Source organism: Janthinobacterium sp. GW460-12-1-14-LB5, assembly GCF_059423585.1.
In genome coordinates this window covers 203,171-217,632 of sequence record NZ_JBWKYD010000001.1, presented here as the reverse complement: position 1 = coordinate 217,632, position 14,462 = coordinate 203,171, and the positions used below count along the sequence as shown (strand labels likewise).

15 protein-coding genes are annotated in these 14,462 nt (G+C 61.3%); 7 read left to right on the top strand and 8 right to left on the bottom strand.

The features are described 5' to 3' along the window. Position 1 precedes the first annotated feature (1 nt). Genes paaG through paaA form a run of 6 tightly spaced genes read right to left on the bottom strand, consistent with a single transcriptional unit; the run spans position 2 to position 4,564 of the window. On the bottom strand, positions 2-793 hold the full coding sequence (gene paaG, locus AC07X6_RS01055) for a 2-(1,2-epoxy-1,2-dihydrophenyl)acetyl-CoA isomerase PaaG (protein ID WP_494789786.1): 792 nt from the start codon (positions 791-793) through the stop codon (positions 2-4). Positions 794-844: 51 nt separating this feature from the next. Beyond that, positions 845-1,924: a 1,2-phenylacetyl-CoA epoxidase subunit PaaE gene (gene paaE, locus AC07X6_RS01050; protein WP_474292903.1), complete on the bottom strand. Its 1,080-nt coding sequence runs from the start codon at positions 1,922-1,924 to the stop codon at positions 845-847. A 40-nt stretch (positions 1,925-1,964) separates the two neighbouring features. Next, positions 1,965-2,498: a 1,2-phenylacetyl-CoA epoxidase subunit PaaD gene (gene paaD, locus AC07X6_RS01045; RefSeq protein WP_494789785.1), complete on the bottom strand. Its 534-nt coding sequence runs from the start codon at positions 2,496-2,498 to the stop codon at positions 1,965-1,967. After that, positions 2,498-3,250, bottom strand: coding sequence for a 1,2-phenylacetyl-CoA epoxidase subunit PaaC (gene paaC, locus AC07X6_RS01040; protein WP_494789885.1), 753 nt, complete (start codon positions 3,248-3,250; stop codon positions 2,498-2,500). Before paaC ends, paaD begins: the two co-directional genes overlap by 1 nt. Before the next feature lie 14 nt (positions 3,251-3,264). Next, complete coding sequence (paaB, locus tag AC07X6_RS01035; protein WP_070224239.1) at positions 3,265-3,549, bottom strand: 1,2-phenylacetyl-CoA epoxidase subunit PaaB; 285 nt, start codon at positions 3,547-3,549, stop codon at positions 3,265-3,267. Between the two features lie 25 nt (positions 3,550-3,574). After that, positions 3,575-4,564 (bottom strand): 1,2-phenylacetyl-CoA epoxidase subunit PaaA, encoded by a 990-nt coding sequence (gene paaA, locus AC07X6_RS01030; RefSeq protein WP_474292907.1) that lies wholly within the window; start codon positions 4,562-4,564, stop codon positions 3,575-3,577. A gap of 267 nt (positions 4,565-4,831) precedes the next feature. Between paaA and paaX the strand changes: the two genes are divergently transcribed. Next, the gene (paaX, locus tag AC07X6_RS01025; RefSeq protein ID WP_494789784.1) at positions 4,832-5,761 is read left to right on the top strand and encodes a phenylacetic acid degradation operon negative regulatory protein PaaX; all 930 of its coding nucleotides are present in this window, start codon (positions 4,832-4,834) and stop codon (positions 5,759-5,761) included. Positions 5,762-5,996: 235 nt separating this feature from the next. Here the strand turns inward: paaX and AC07X6_RS01020 are convergent, their stop codons facing one another. Continuing rightward, positions 5,997-6,251, bottom strand: coding sequence for a hypothetical protein (locus tag AC07X6_RS01020; protein ID WP_230538985.1), 255 nt, complete (start codon positions 6,249-6,251; stop codon positions 5,997-5,999). Between the two features lie 141 nt (positions 6,252-6,392). Here AC07X6_RS01020 and AC07X6_RS01015 point away from each other — a divergent pair, with 141 nt between their 5' ends. The 3 genes from AC07X6_RS01015 (at position 6,393) to AC07X6_RS01005 (ending at position 10,952) form a co-directional block, all read left to right on the top strand. Further along, positions 6,393-7,517 carry a M14 family metallopeptidase gene (locus AC07X6_RS01015; protein ID WP_494789783.1) on the top strand — a complete coding sequence of 375 codons (1,125 nt, stop codon included), beginning with the start codon at positions 6,393-6,395 and terminating at the stop codon, positions 7,515-7,517. 366 nt (positions 7,518-7,883) lie between these two features. Next, a complete protein-coding gene (locus AC07X6_RS01010; protein ID WP_494789782.1) occupies positions 7,884-9,593 on the top strand; it encodes a methyl-accepting chemotaxis protein in 1,710 nt (569 codons plus the stop codon). Between the two features lie 216 nt (positions 9,594-9,809). Further along, the gene (locus AC07X6_RS01005; protein WP_494789781.1) at positions 9,810-10,952 is read left to right on the top strand and encodes a cytochrome-c peroxidase; all 1,143 of its coding nucleotides are present in this window, start codon (positions 9,810-9,812) and stop codon (positions 10,950-10,952) included. A 46-nt stretch (positions 10,953-10,998) separates the two neighbouring features. Here the strand turns inward: AC07X6_RS01005 and pmbA are convergent, their stop codons facing one another. After that, the gene (gene pmbA / locus AC07X6_RS01000; RefSeq protein ID WP_494789780.1) at positions 10,999-12,351 is read right to left on the bottom strand and encodes a metalloprotease PmbA; all 1,353 of its coding nucleotides are present in this window, start codon (positions 12,349-12,351) and stop codon (positions 10,999-11,001) included. Between the two features lie 92 nt (positions 12,352-12,443). On the opposite strand from pmbA, the gene yjgA reads away from it, so the two are divergent. The 3 genes from yjgA (at position 12,444) to AC07X6_RS00985 (ending at position 14,426) form a co-directional block, all read left to right on the top strand. Continuing rightward, positions 12,444-13,043, top strand: coding sequence for a ribosome biogenesis factor YjgA (gene yjgA, locus AC07X6_RS00995; RefSeq protein ID WP_131373528.1), 600 nt, complete (start codon positions 12,444-12,446; stop codon positions 13,041-13,043). Positions 13,044-13,131: 88 nt separating this feature from the next. Beyond that, a complete protein-coding gene (mog, locus tag AC07X6_RS00990) occupies positions 13,132-13,761 on the top strand; it encodes a molybdopterin adenylyltransferase (protein ID WP_494789779.1) in 630 nt (209 codons plus the stop codon). Then, positions 13,758-14,426, top strand: coding sequence for an alpha/beta hydrolase (locus AC07X6_RS00985; RefSeq protein ID WP_230538991.1), 669 nt, complete (start codon positions 13,758-13,760; stop codon positions 14,424-14,426). Before mog ends, AC07X6_RS00985 begins: the two co-directional genes overlap by 4 nt. Positions 14,427-14,462 lie beyond the last annotated feature (36 nt).

The window sequence follows — 14,462 nt, the reverse complement described above, 5'->3', positions numbered from 1 at the left end:
ATCAATGTCCCTTGAATTGCGGTGCGCGCTTTTCCATGAAGGCGGCCACGCCTTCGCGGTAATCGTCGCTGTTACCGAGATCGCTCATCATGCGCGCTTCCAGCGCCAGCTGCTGCGGCAGGGTATTGGAGCCACTGAGAGCCAGTGCCTGCTTGGTGAACGCCAGGCCCTTGGTCGGCGCCGTGGAAAAGTGCACGGCCAGCTTGCGCGTTTCTTCCGCCAGTTGGGCATCCTCGACGCATTTCCAGATCAAGCCCCAGTCCTCGGCCTTTTCCGCCGTCAGTTTTTCACCGAGCATGGCCAAGCCCATGGCGCGCGCCGAACCGATCAGCCGTGGCAGGAAGAAGGTGCCGCCCGTGTCCGGGATCAGACCCAGCTTGCAGAACACTTCCACGAAACTGGCCGACTTGCCGGCGATGACGATGTCGCAGGCCAGCGCCAGGTTGGCGCCCGCACCCGCGGCCACGCCGTTGACGGCGCAGATCACTGGCATAGGCAAGGCTTTCAAGGCCAGCACCAGCGGCGCGTAGTTCTTTTCCACCGACTCGCCCAGGTCCACGCCCTTCGAACCGGGTTCCACGGCGCGGTCGGACAAATCCTGGCCCGCGCAAAAGCCGCGGCCCGCGCCCGTCAGCACGAAGACGCGCACGGTGCTGTCGGCGTTCACTTGCGCAATCGCGTCGCGCACTTCCTCGTGCATGGCTTGCGTAAAGCTATTGAGCTTGTCGGGACGGTTCAGGGTCAGAGTGGCGATACCCTGCTCGATGGTGAAGAGGATGTTTTGGTAGGTCATGGCGTCTCGCTTTTGTAATGGATACGGCAGGGCGTCAGCCCTGCGCCGGCTTTATTCAGCCTGGTCGAAGTCCACCACGACCTTGTCGGTCAATGGAAAACTCTGGCAACTGAGGACGAAGCCGCGCGCCACTTCGTAGTCTTCCAGCGCGTAGTTGACGTCCATCTCGACCTTGCCGTCGAGGATCTTGCAGCGGCAGGTCGAGCACACGCCGCCCTTGCACGAGTAGCGCATGTCCAGCCCATGGCGCAGGCCCGCGTCGAGGATGGATTCCTTGTCCTTGTCCATCGTGAAGGTGGTGTGGTTGCCATCCATGATGACGGTCACTTCCGTTTCCTGCACCGCATCCGCAGCCAGCTGGGCGCGTGGCTTGTGGGCGTTTTTCGGGATGCTGGCGGCGAACAGTTCAATCTTGATGTTCTGCTTGGGCATGCCGGCCGCCTGCAGGGCAGCGGAGACACCGAGCATCATGTCTTCCGGGCCGCAAATAAACGCGTTGTCGTAGTCTTCGACTTTGATCCAGTGCTGCAGGAACTGTTCGCATTTTTCCTGCGTGATGCGGCCATTGAACAATTCGATGTCCTGCTGCTCGCGGCTCATCACGTAGACGAGGTTCAAACGCTCCAGGTACACATCCTTCAAATCCGTCAATTCTTCCTTGAAGATGACGGACGACGAGGCGCGGTTGCCGTAGAACAGGGTGAAACGGCTCAGGGGTTCCGTCAGCAGAGTCGTCTTGATGATGGAGAGGATGGGCGTGATGCCGCTGCCGGCCGCAAACGCCAGGTAGTGCTTGCGGTTGACGCAATCGAGCGGCACGTTGAAGTGGCCCATGGGCGGCATCACCTCGATAGTGGCGCCGGCTTTCAGGGTATCGTTCGCCCAGGTGGAAAAGGCGCCGCCCGGCGTGCGCTTGATGGCCACGCGCAGGGTGCCGTCCTGCACCGCCGAACAGATGGAATACGAACGGCGCACGTCTTCCGCATTGATATTGGCGCGCAGGGTCAGGTGCTGGCCCTGCTGGAAGCGGAACTGCTGCTGCAGTTCCGCTGGCACGTCGAACGTGACGGCGATGGTGTCGCGCGTTTCATTGCGCACGTTGGCCACGGACAGCGGATAAAATTTACTCATGCTTCATCTCCAGTTTCTTCGGAACGTGTGCCTGATTTTTTTAGTGGCACTTGAAGTAGTCAAACGGTTCGCGGCAAGCCAGGCATTTGTACAGTGCCTTGCACGGCGTGGAGCCGAACTGGCTGGTCAGCTGCGTATGCGTCGAGCCGCAGTTCGGGCAGATCACGTCCAGCTTGGGCATGGCCTGGCGCTTGACTCCACCACGCAAACCGCTGATGTCGATCACCTGCTGCTGCGGCGGGGCGATGCCATAGCCTTTCAGCTTGGCCTTGCCCGCCTCGCTCATCCAGTCCGTCGTCCAGGCGGGCGCCAGCTGGTTTACCAGCGTCACCTTGACCACGCCATGGCTGCGCAAGGCATCGGTGACGGCGTCGGCGATCACCTGCATCGCCGGGCAGCCCGAATACGTGGGCGTGATCGTCACGACGCACTCTTCGCTGCTGACGACATCAACGGCGCGCACGATACCCAGGTCCACCACCGAGATGACGGGGATTTCCGGGTCGGGCACCTCGCCCAGCCAGGTCCAGACCTGTGCCGCGTCCAGCGCCGCGGCGCCACCGGCCGTGTTCATTACCACTCCGCCCCGGGATAGGCGCGCTGCAGGAACTGCATCTCGGCCAGGATAAAACCCAGGTGCTCCGTGTGCGTGCCCTGCTTGCCGCCCTTTTGCATCCAGGCGTCGGGCGCCGGCATGACCAGCGTCGCTTCGGCGAATATCTCGGCCACGTGTTCGAGGAAGGCCCGGCGCAGCACGTCCGATGGCGGCGCGATGCCGGCGGCGACCATGGCCTGGTCGACGGCGTCGTACGTGAACATCTCGCCCGTGTACATCCACAGCTTGTCGGCCGCGGCCTGCGTTTTCGCATGGCTGTCCGCCGTGCCGTCGCCGAGACGCACGATCAGGTCGCCGCTGCGGCGCAAGTGATAGGTCACTTCCTTGATCGACTTTTGCGCCACGTCGACGATGCGGGCATCCGCCGATTTTGTCAGTTCCAGCAGCTGGAAGTAGTGCCAGCTGTCGAAGAAGAACTGGCGCATCATGGTGTCGGCGTAATTGCCGTTCGGCTGTTCGACCAGCAGGCAGTTCTTGAAATCGTGGGCATCGCGCAAGAAGGCGATGTCGTCCTCGTCGCGGCCGGCGTTTTCCAGTTCGGCCGCATAGCTGAACCACAAGCGCGTCTGGCCCAGCAAGTCGAGCGCCACGTTGGTCAGCGCCATGTCTTCTTCCAGCGCCGGGCCCTTGCCGCACAGCTGCGACAGCTGCTGGCTGAGGATCAGGGCATTGTCGCCCAAACGCAGGAGGTAGTTGACCTTGTCATCCATTGCAGGCGCTCCCATCACAGATTCTTGACTTCTTCCGGCATCGGGAAGAAGGTGGGATGGCGGTACACCTTGCTGTTCGACGGTTCGAACAGGGCGCCCTTGTCACCGGGGCTGCTGGCGACGATATCGGCCGCGCGCACCACCCAGATGCTCACGCCTTCATTGCGGCGCGTGTAAACGTCGCGCGCATGGTTGACCGCCATGGCGGCGTCGGAAGCGTGCAGGCTGCCCACATGCTTGTGCGCCAGGCCGTGCTGGCTGCGGATGAACACTTCCCACAATGGCCATTCTTTGCTCATGTTGCTATCCCCTTTTATAGATATTTCAGGCTGCCGCTTTGCTAGCGGCTTGCTTGTCTGCATACGCGACCAAGGCATCGCGGAACCATGCACCGTCTTCATACGCTTTCACGCGCGTTTGCAAACGCTCGCGGTTGCACGGGCCGTTGCCCTTCAGGACATTGTTGAACTCGGACCAGTCGATCTCGCCGAATTCATAGTGGCCCGTTTCCGCATTGAACTTCAGGTCGGGATCGGGCACGGTCAAGCCCAGGTATTCGATTTGCGGCACGGTCTGGTCGACCATGCGCTGGCGCAATTCATCGTTCGAAAACAGCTTGATGCGCCATTGCGCCGATTGGGCGCTGTTGACGGAGGCGGCGTCGGACGGGCCGAACATCATCAACGATGGCCACCACCAGCGGTTCAAGGCATCCTGCGCCATGGCTTTCTGCTCGGGAGTGCCCTTGCACAGCGACATCATGATGTCGTAGCCCTGGCGCGCATGGAACGATTCTTCCTTGCAGACGCGGATCATGGCGCGCGCATACGGACCGTAGGAGCAGCGGCACAGGGGAATCTGGTTGATGATGGCGGAGCCGTCGACCAGCCAGCCGATGGCGCCCATGTCGGCCCACGACAGGGTGGGATAGTTAAAGATGCTGGAATACTTGGCTTTGCCCGAGTGCAAGGCGGCCAGCAAGTCGTCGCGCGAAACGCCCAGGGTTTCCGCGGCGCTGTACAGGTACAGGCCGTGGCCCGCTTCGTCCTGGATCTTCGCCAGCAGGATCGACTTGCGTTTCAGGGTCGGCGCGCGCGTGACCCAGTTACCTTCAGGCAATTGGCCGACGATTTCCGAGTGCGCGTGCTGCGAAATCTGGCGGATCAGGGTCTTGCGGTAGGCGTCCGGCATCCAGTCCTTGGCCTCGATCTTGATGCCTTCGTCGATGCGCGCCTGGAAAGCGCGCTCTTCCTGGCCCATGTCGTCGATGGAGCGGACGTTCTTGAGGCCGGTTTCAACCATTTGTGCGTACATGATCTGTCTCCCATGTCTTTGATTTTGCGCAGTAACGCGGTGCGATGAACAGATAATACGATACAAAAAACGATTTGCATACACTTGATGTGAGTCATTTTAAAAAATCGTATCTTGTGCAGCTTTTTTGTGCGTATGATATTGCTTATCAGAAAACACTACGGAGCGCCCCCAGCGCTTCCGGCAAATTATTGCCGCGCTACCCGCGCAGCCAAGTAAACTGCTGCTTTTATTGAACCGACCGCAACACGGCCAGACCGGAACCACATGAAGAACACCCGCTGCACGGCATGGATAGCCGATTTCCTGGAAAGCGACCCACCGCGCTCGAAGTCCCTGGTGATGACCATCTTTGGCGACGCCATCGTGCCGCGCGGCGGCGCCATCTGGCTGGGCAGCCTGATCGAACTGCTGGCGCCATTTGGCGTCAATGACCGGCTATTGCGTACCAGCGTGTTCCGCCTGGCACAGGAAGGCTGGCTCAGCTCACAGCGCGACGGCCGCCGCAGCGCCTATACGATACGCCCGGAGGCGCTGGCCCGCTTCGAACGCGCCTACCGCCGCATCTATGCGCCGCTGGTCGTGCACTGGGATGGCAGCTGGACCCTGGTGATCGGCCCGGCCGGCAGCATCGGCGCGGCCGAACGGGGGGCGCTGCGCAAGGAATTGTTATGGGCCGGCTATGGCTTGATCTCCCCGGGCATCTTTGGCCACCCGGCCAGCAATACGGAAGCGCTGGAAGATATCCTCGTGCGCAACGAGGTGCAAGGCAAGCTGTATGTCTGCCACACAACAGAGTTGCCGGGTGTCAGCACACGCCCCCTGCGCGACATGGTGGGCGAATGCTGGGACTTGTCGGAAGTGATGGCCGGCTACGAAAAATTCATCGCCAGCTTCCAACCCCTGCTGACCCTGCTACAGGAAGCGCCCGTCTTCGATGCGGAGCAAGCCTTCGTCATCCGCTCGCTGCTGACGCACGCCTACCGTCGCGTGCAATTGCACGACCCGCAACTGCCCGTCGAACTGCTGCCCGAGCCGTGGCCCGGCACGCAAGCCTATGCGCTGGCGCGCGACCTGTACCGCATCACCCATGCGGCCGCCGAGGAACATATCCTGGCCACCCTGCGGCGCGAGGATGAGCATGCGCCGTCTGTCGAGCCGTGGTTTTTTGAACGTTTCGGCGGACTGAACACCTGATAAAACGTCCATGGCGGCGTTGCAGGGCCTGGGCGTACGTTCGTACTGCCTGCGGCCCTGCGCCTTGCCCTGGCCATTTTTCAGGCGTTCAGGAATAAGAACACCTATCAAAACCTACTGCGCGTCGGTATTTGCGGCCTGCGATGCTCACTGTACCTTCGTACAGTTGCGCTTCTCAACCACAACTCCCTTCCGCTCGCTACGGTTTTACTAGGTGTTGTAAGTCACCGCCTGCTCACTGTTTTGCCACCACCTGCTTGGCCCCTGCCAGCAAATCCTGCCCTAGCTTTTCCAACGCATTGGCCTGCACCAGCATGGTGTCAAGGATGGCGGCGTTGAAGGTGAACTCGGCAGGCGTGGTATAGCCGGGGAAACGTATGATGCGCAGCAATTCCTGCAAGGTCGTGCCCTTGCCCAGGTGCGCCAGGGCGTCGCTGAGGGCGCTGATTTTCTTTTCCAGTTCGCGTATGTGGTTGCTATGGTCGTCCATAATGATCTCCCCATGTCGGAGCTTCCACGTTAGCAAAGGACGTCCGTCGTCGTTTGCGCCAGCACAAAGGCGTGGCTAAAACGGGTATCATCGCGCCATTGCACACGATGCAAAACCCATATGTTTTTATCAGGAACACTCATGACCATTAAAATCAGCCAGCAATTCGACGCCGGCGCGATCGAGGTGCTGCGCGCCGACGATGCCCAATCCATCGAGCTGAACATCCGCAAGGATTCCCACGCCGACATCACGCAGTGGTTTTATTTCCGCCTGCAAGGCGCGCAAGGCGAGGCGTGCACGATCCGCTTCATGAATGCCGGCAAGTCCGCCTACCCGGACGGCTGGAAAGATTATCAGGCCGTGGCCAGCTACGACCGCGAAACCTGGTTCCGCGTGCCGACCAGCTTTGACGGCACAGTGATGACCATCGAACACACCCCCGAGGAAGAAAGCGTCTACTACGCCTATTTCGAACCGTACCCATGGGACCGCCACCTGGCCCTGATCGACAGCGCGCAAGCGTCGCCGCTGGTGCGCCTGATCGACCTGGGCAGCACGGTGGAAGGCCGCGACATGAATCTGCTGGTCGTCGGCGACGCCGATGCCGAGAAAAAAGTCTGGGTCATCGCGCGCCAGCATCCGGGCGAGACAATGGCCGAATGGTTTGTCGAAGGCATGCTCGAAGCCTTGCTGGACCAGGCCAATCCGTTTGCCCGCCAATGCCTGCAAGACGCCGTCTTCTACGTGGTGCCGAACATGAACCCGGACGGTTCCGTGCACGGTAACCTGCGCACCAACGCGGCCGGCGCCAACCTGAACCGCGAATGGATGACGCCGACCATGGAGCGCAGCCCGGAAGTGTTCCTGGTGAAACAGAAAATGCATGAAATCGGTTGCGACCTGTTCCTCGACGTGCATGGCGACGAAGGCTTGCCCTACGTCTTCGTGGCCGGCAGCGATGCGCTGGAAAATTTCACGCCAGCACAAAAAGCCGAGCAAGACCGCTTCATTGCCGACTTCAAGGTGGCCAGCCCCGACTTCCAGGATGAGCACGGCTACGAAGACGGCCCGTTCACGCCGGAAGTGCTGACCATGGGCTCGCCCCACATCACCCATGCCTTCGGTTGCCTGTCGCTGACCCTGGAACTGCCGTTCAAGGACAACGCCAACGATCCCGATGCCCAAACGGGCTGGAGCGGTGCCCGCAGCGCCGCCCTGGGCGCGGCCGTGCTGCAGCCTATCCTGTCCACCTTGCGCGCCTGAGCGCCAGGGCCGATACGGCCCGCTTGATCCCATGCCCCGCTCGCCGGGGCTTTTTTTTGACCGCACGACAAGCGTTGCTGGCCGAGCAGATTTTTTTCTTAACATCTTGCTTGCCAGAAATTATCGTCCTACACTAAGCAACAGAATCGGGCCGTGCCACGCTGCGCGGCCCCGCAAGAATATCTCGCCGGGCGGGTCGCCATGACTTCCCGGCCACCGGCAATACGCATCCACGGCCTTGTCCCTGCCGAATTAGCTTTCTGTAACGCAAACTGACCGCATCAGCATCGTCTTGAATGGACACCGCCTGTCCGCGGGACGATTCCCTGCGCACGCTTTCCGCTTTTCGCCGAGGATGAATGACCTATGTCTAAGCTTAAAATCAGCACCCGCCTGGCCTGCAGTTTCGGCCTGATCATTGTCCTGCTTGCCATGGTGGCATTTGTTTCCGTCAGCCGCATTCGCAACATCAACACCTCGACGGAAAAAATTCTCAACGACCGCTACGTCAAGGTCATGCTGTCGAATACGATACAGTCCGAGGTCAATATCCAGGCCCGACTGCTGAGCATCGCCATCATCGGCGCCAACGATGCTGACGAAGTCAGCAGTTCCGTGACCAAGATTCAGGCCTCGGTCAAAAAGAACCTGGAACTGCTGGCGCGCCTGAAAACCATGGTCAATACGCCCAAGGGCCAGGAACTGTTACAGGCCGTGATGACCAGCCGCGAAAGCTATGCCAGAACGCGCGATGCGAATATCAAGCTGTTACAAGAAGGCAAGTCGGAAACGGCGGGCATCTTCCTGTTGACTCAGCTGCGCTATCCGCAAGAAAAATTCTTGACTGCTCTGGCGGCCATGGCCAGCTTCCAGGAATCGCTGATGGAAAGCGAAGGCAAGCAAGCCGCCGCCGATGGGCGCATGGCCATCATCCTGACCTTGTCCCTGTCCATCGCGGCGACGGCCATTGCCATCGCGCTGGCCGTCCTGATCAGCCGCTCCATCAGCCGGCCCATCGCCGAAGCCGTCAAGGTGGCGCAACGGGTGGCGGCCGGTGACTTGTCGGTCAGCATCGACGCGCGCGGCAACGATGAGACGGGCCTGCTGCTGCGCGCCCTGAAAGACATGAACGACAATCTCCAAGGCATCGTGGCCCGCGTGCGCCATGGCACGGATGCCATCGCCCATGGCTCGCGTGAAATCGCCTCCGGCAATATGGACCTGTCCTCGCGCACGGAACAGCAAGCCAGCTCGCTGGAAGAAACGGCCTCGTCGATGGAAGAACTGACGTCGACCGTCAAACAGAATGGCGAAAACGCGCGCCAGGCCAACCAGATGGCGCAATCGGCCTCCAGCGTGGCCAGCAAGGGCGGCCAGGTGGTGGCGGAAGTGATCACGACCATGGACTCCATCAATGCCTCGTCGAAGAAAATCGTCGACATCATCAGCGTCATCGACGGCATTGCCTTCCAGACCAATATCCTGGCCCTGAATGCGGCCGTGGAAGCGGCCAGGGCGGGCGAACAGGGACGGGGCTTTGCCGTGGTAGCCACGGAAGTGCGCAACCTGGCCCACCGCTCCGCCTCCGCCGCCAAGGAAATCAAGATCCTCATCGATGATTCCGTGCACCAGGTCAGTCTCGGCAGCACCCTCGTGAACCAGGCGGGCAGCACCATGGAAGAGATCGTCAATAGCGTGCGGCGCGTCACGGACATCATGGCCGAGATCACGTCCGCCAGCAACGAGCAGGAAGCGGGGATTGAACAGATCAACCAGGCCATCACGGAAATGGATGCCGTGACCCAGCAAAATGCCGCCCTCGTGGAAGAAGCGGCTGCCGCCTCCGAAGCGCTGCAGGATCAGGCAGGCATCCTGGCCGAAGCCGTCAGCGTGTTCAAGCTCGACGGCACGCAGGCGCTGCCAGCCACCGCGCCAGCACCGCGGCCAGCGCCACAGCCGGCGCCACAGCCCGCAGCCACCAAGGCGGTCCAGCCCCGTCTCGTCGCTCAGGCGCCCGCCAGCCGCAAGAGCGCCGCACCCGCCATGGCGGAGGAAGGCGAGTGGGAACAATACTGACCGAGCCGCAGCCAGCCGCCCGTGCCGCCCTCTGGCACGACGGGCGGCACCGCCATGGCGCAGCGCAGCATCGCAAATCGTTGCCACACCGGCCATTGCTGCCTATACTGGGCGCAGCATTGCCTGTCCCTCCCCTTGCCGATAGCGACCCCACCTATGACCAGCAAAGACCAGCCACGCGCTGAGGCGCGATTTTCACCGACCCGAATTGCACACGTGTGCATATTCTTGTTTCTTGGCGTGTACGGCATGCGGGGCACGGCGGCCGAACTCAGCCCTGCCGCACAGCTGGGGCGGCGCATCTTCCACGATGCCGGCCTGTCCGCCTCGGGCAAGCAGTCGTGCGCCAGCTGCCATGACCCGGCCCACGCTTACGCGCCAGCCAACAAGCTGGCCGTGCAACTGGGAGGGGCCGATGGCCAGACGCACGGCTACCGCGCCACGCCATCGCTGCGCTACCTGGAGCACAATCCGCCCTTCCGTTTTGACGAGGAGGGCGCGCCCAACGGCGGCATCAACCGCGACGGCCGCGCCGCCAGCCTGGCGGAACAGGCGGAACGGCCTTTCCTGGCAGCGCACGAAATGGCCAATGCCAGCACGGATGAAGTGGTGCAACGGCTGCGCAATGGCAGTTACGCGGAAGCATTCCGGCGCGTCTTTGGCGACGCCATCTTTGCGCAACCGCAACAGGCATTCAAGCGCATCACCTATGCCTTGCAACAATTCCAGCAGGAAGAGCCGGACTTCCACCGCTACGATTCCAAATATGACCTCTACCTGGCCAACAAGGTTCCGCTGGAGCTCGCGGAATTGCGGGGCCTGGCCCTGTTCAACGATGAACGCAAGGGCAATTGCGCCGCTTGCCACCCCAGCGTGCGGGGCGAACATGGCGCACCGCCCTTGTTTACGGACTTCAGTTTCGACAATCTGGGCGTGCCGCGCAATACGCGCATTCCCGCCACCGCCGATTCCGCCTACTTCGACCTGGGCTTGTGCGGCCCCGACCGCACGGACCTGGCAACAAAAACAGCGTTATGCGGCGCCTTCAAGGTGCCCAGCCTGCGCAATGTGGCCACGCGCCAGGTGTTTTTTCATAATGGCGTGTTTGACAACCTGACGGATGCCCTGCGTTTTTACGTGCGGCGCGATACGCATCCACAAGAATGGTATCCGCGCGACAAGCGGGGAAAAGTGCGGAAATTCAATGACCTACCCGCCAGATACCGCGCCAACGTGAACGTCAGCGAAGCGCCGTTCGACCGCAAGCGCGGCATGGCGCCCGCGCTGACGGCGGGCGAGATCGAGGATATGGTGAAGTTCCTGGCCACGCTGACGGATGGCTATCAAGTCCAGCAGTAAAGCGTGGGGCGCCTGCCCGGCGTTGCCGCGGCGGGCAGGCAAGCGCTCAGCCGCCGGCCACCACCATGCTCTCGATGAGGATGGAACCCGTCTCTTTGGTGCCGCGGCGCAAGACGTCGGCGCCCACGGCAACGATGTTGCGCAGCATGTCCTTCATGTTGCCGGCGATGGTGATTTCTTCCACAGGGTATTGAATCACGCCATTTTCCACCCAAAAACCGGAGGCGCCGCGCGAATAGTCGCCCGTCACGTAATTGGTTCCCTGCCCCATCAATTCCGTCACCAGCAAGCCCGTGCCCAGCTTTTTCAGCATGGCACTGAAATCGTCGCTGGCAGCCGTCTGGGAAGACGTCAGGTACAGATTGTGCGAGCCGCCCGCATTGCCCGTCGTCTGCATGCCCAGCTTGCGGGCCGTATAGGTCGACAGAAAATAGCCTTGCACCACGCCATCCTTGACGACGTCGCGGCTGACGGTTTTCACGCCTTCCTCGTCGAACGGCGCGGAACCGACGCCGCCGATCACATGCGGGTCTTCGAAGATCTGCACGTGCGACGGCAGCACTTGCGTGCCCAGGGAATCGATCAGGAACGTGGATTTGCGGTACAGGGCGCCGCCCGAGGTCGCTTGCACATAGGTACCCAGCAAACCAGCCGCCAGCGGCGCCTCGAACAGCACGGGGCAAGTGCGCGTGCCCAGCTTGCGCGCATTCAGGCGCGACAGGGCGCGCTCGGCGGCGTAGCGGCCGATGGCTTCCGGGCTCGACATTTTGGCGGGGTCGCGCACGGACGAATACCAGTCATCGCGCTGCATCTTCGCCCCCTTGCCGGCGATGGGTGCCACGGACAGCGTATGGCGCGAAAACGGGTAGCCGCCGATGAAGCCGCGCGAATTGGCGGATACAAAGTGCGATTGCTGTACGTGCACGCTGGCGCCCTCGCTGTTCGTGATGCGCGGGTCGACGGCAAAGGCGGCCGCTTCGGCCCGCTGGGCCAGGGCGACGGCTTCCTCGGTCGAAATGAGCCAGGGATAGAACAGTTGCAAATCGCGGGGAGACATTTCCAGCATGTCCGCGTCCGCCAGCCCCGCGCAATCGTCCTCGGCCGTGAAGCGGGCGATATTGTAGGCGGCGTCCACCGTGGCACGCAGGGCGGACGGCGAAAAGTCGGAGGTGCTGGCATTGCCGCGTTTCTTGCCGACAAACACGGTCACGCCCATGCCCTTGTCCTTGTTTTGCTCGATCGTTTCGATCTTGCCTTTTCGTACAGAAACGGACAGGCCGCCGCCTTCGCTGACTTCGACGGCAGCGTCGGTGCCGCCCGCTTCCCGCGCAAAAGACAACACATCACGGGCCAGTTGCTGCAATTGCTCTTGACTATGGGTAAATACGGAGTCGTTCATGCGCTGTTTTCTTCGGAAAGCCGCTAAAAAGGTTATCATAGCAGTCGTTTACAGTTTACAGGTGCGGCCTACGCGGCCAATCCCGCCTTATCATGCCAAATCCAAACCGGGGAGCTTGCGGCTTCCAATCCACCGAATTCGAACAGGAATATGAACGTCCGTCGAAGTCGGAACTCAAGCGCCAGATGACCGTCCTGCAAAAGCTGGGCGAAGAACTCGTCAATGAGGCACGTGACCGCGTCAAGCGCGTCCCGATGCCGGAAGACGTGCGCGACGCCATTCTCGAATGCCAGCAAATCAAGGATCACGAAGGCCGCCGCCGCCAGCTGCAATACGTGGGCAAGAAAATGCGCACCCTGGATGAAGAAGAAGTTGCCGCCATCCAACGCACCATCGATAGCTGGAAAGGCTTGTCGAAAGCCGACACGGCCAATATGCACGCGATGGAGCGCCGCCGCGACAAACTCTTGACGGATGACAAGGCCCTGACCGTCTTGCTGTCGGAAAACCCGGAACTGGACGTGCAGCATCTGCGCACCCTGATCCGCAATGCCCGCAAGGAGCAAGCCGAGAACAAGCCGCCGAAAGCCTACCGCGAAATCTTCCAGATCTTGAAAGAGATCGCCAAGAAGAACAACAGCGGCAAGAAAGATGCCGATGAAGATGGCGTCGAGCCGGAAGAAGACGAATAAGCAACTGGGTCAGACCCGCGGGTCAGACCCCGAAAGTAGCTAAAAACCGGGATCAGCCCGGTTTTTTTACGACATAGACAGGTGCCCCATGACCACGATAGAAGACGAATTGATTATCGGCCTCGTGTCGATCTCCGACCGCGCCAGCGGCGGCGTGTATGAAGACCAAGGCATCCCGGCCCTGGAAAGCTGGCTGTCCGCCGCCATCCGCACGCCTTTCCGCCTGGAAAAACGCCTGATTCCGGACGAGCGCTCGCAGATTGAAAACACCCTGATCGACATGGTCGACCTGAATCACTGCCATCTGATCCTGACGACGGGCGGCACGGGCCCGGCGCGGCGCGACGTGACCCCGGATGCGACCTTGACCGTCGGAACCAAGGAAATGCCCGGTTTCGGCGAACAGATGCGCCAGATCAGCCTGCAATTCGTGCCGACGGCGATCCTGTCGCGCCAGGTGGCCGTGATCCGCGAGACGCCCGAGCGCGCTTGCCTGATCATGAACTTGCCGGGCCAGCCGAAAGCCATCAAGGAAACCCTGGAAGGCTTGAAGGATGTTGATGGAAATCAATTGGTGAACGGCATCTTTGCCGCCGTGCCGTATTGCATCGACCTCATCGGAGGTCCCTACATGGAAACCGACCCGGCCATCTGCAAGGCCTTCCGTCCCAAATCGGCGCTGCGTCCGGCGCAACCATTACCTGAGGAAAATACATGAGCACCTTGCTGGAAACCATAGAACTCGACAGCGCACCGAATCCCACCGTTTCCATCATCTGGATGCATGGCCTGGGCGCCGACGGCAACGATTTCGTGCCCTTGGTAAAAGAACTCGATTTGCGCGGCTGCCCCGCCATCCGCTTCATTTTCCCCAGCGCCGGCACCATGCCCGTCACCATCAACAATGGCTACGTGATGCGCGCCTGGTACGACATCCTCGTGAACGACCTCGTGCGCCGCGAAGACGAGGCTGGCCTGCGCGCCTCGCAGGGACAAATCGAAGCGCTGATCGCGCGCGAAAAGGCGCGCGGCATTCCCGCCAGCCGCATCATCCTGGCCGGCTTCTCGCAAGGCTGCGCCATGACCCTGCAAACGGGCTTGCGCCACGCGGAACCGCTGGCCGGCCTGATGTGCCTGTCCGGCTACCTGCCGCTGGCCGACAAGACGGCTCTTGAGCGCACGCCAGCCAGCCTGCAGACGCCCATCTTCATGGCGCATGGCACGGCCGACCCCGTGGTGCCGATTACCCGCGCGCAGCAATCGCGCGACTTGCTCACCGGCATGGGTTACAAGGTGGAATGGCACGAATACATGATGCAGCACTCGCTGTGCCAGGAAGAAATCGACGCCATCGGCGCCTGGCTGAAAAAAGTATTGGTTTAAAGTAAAACAGGCGCGGTGTGCGCCGCGTCTGTTGTC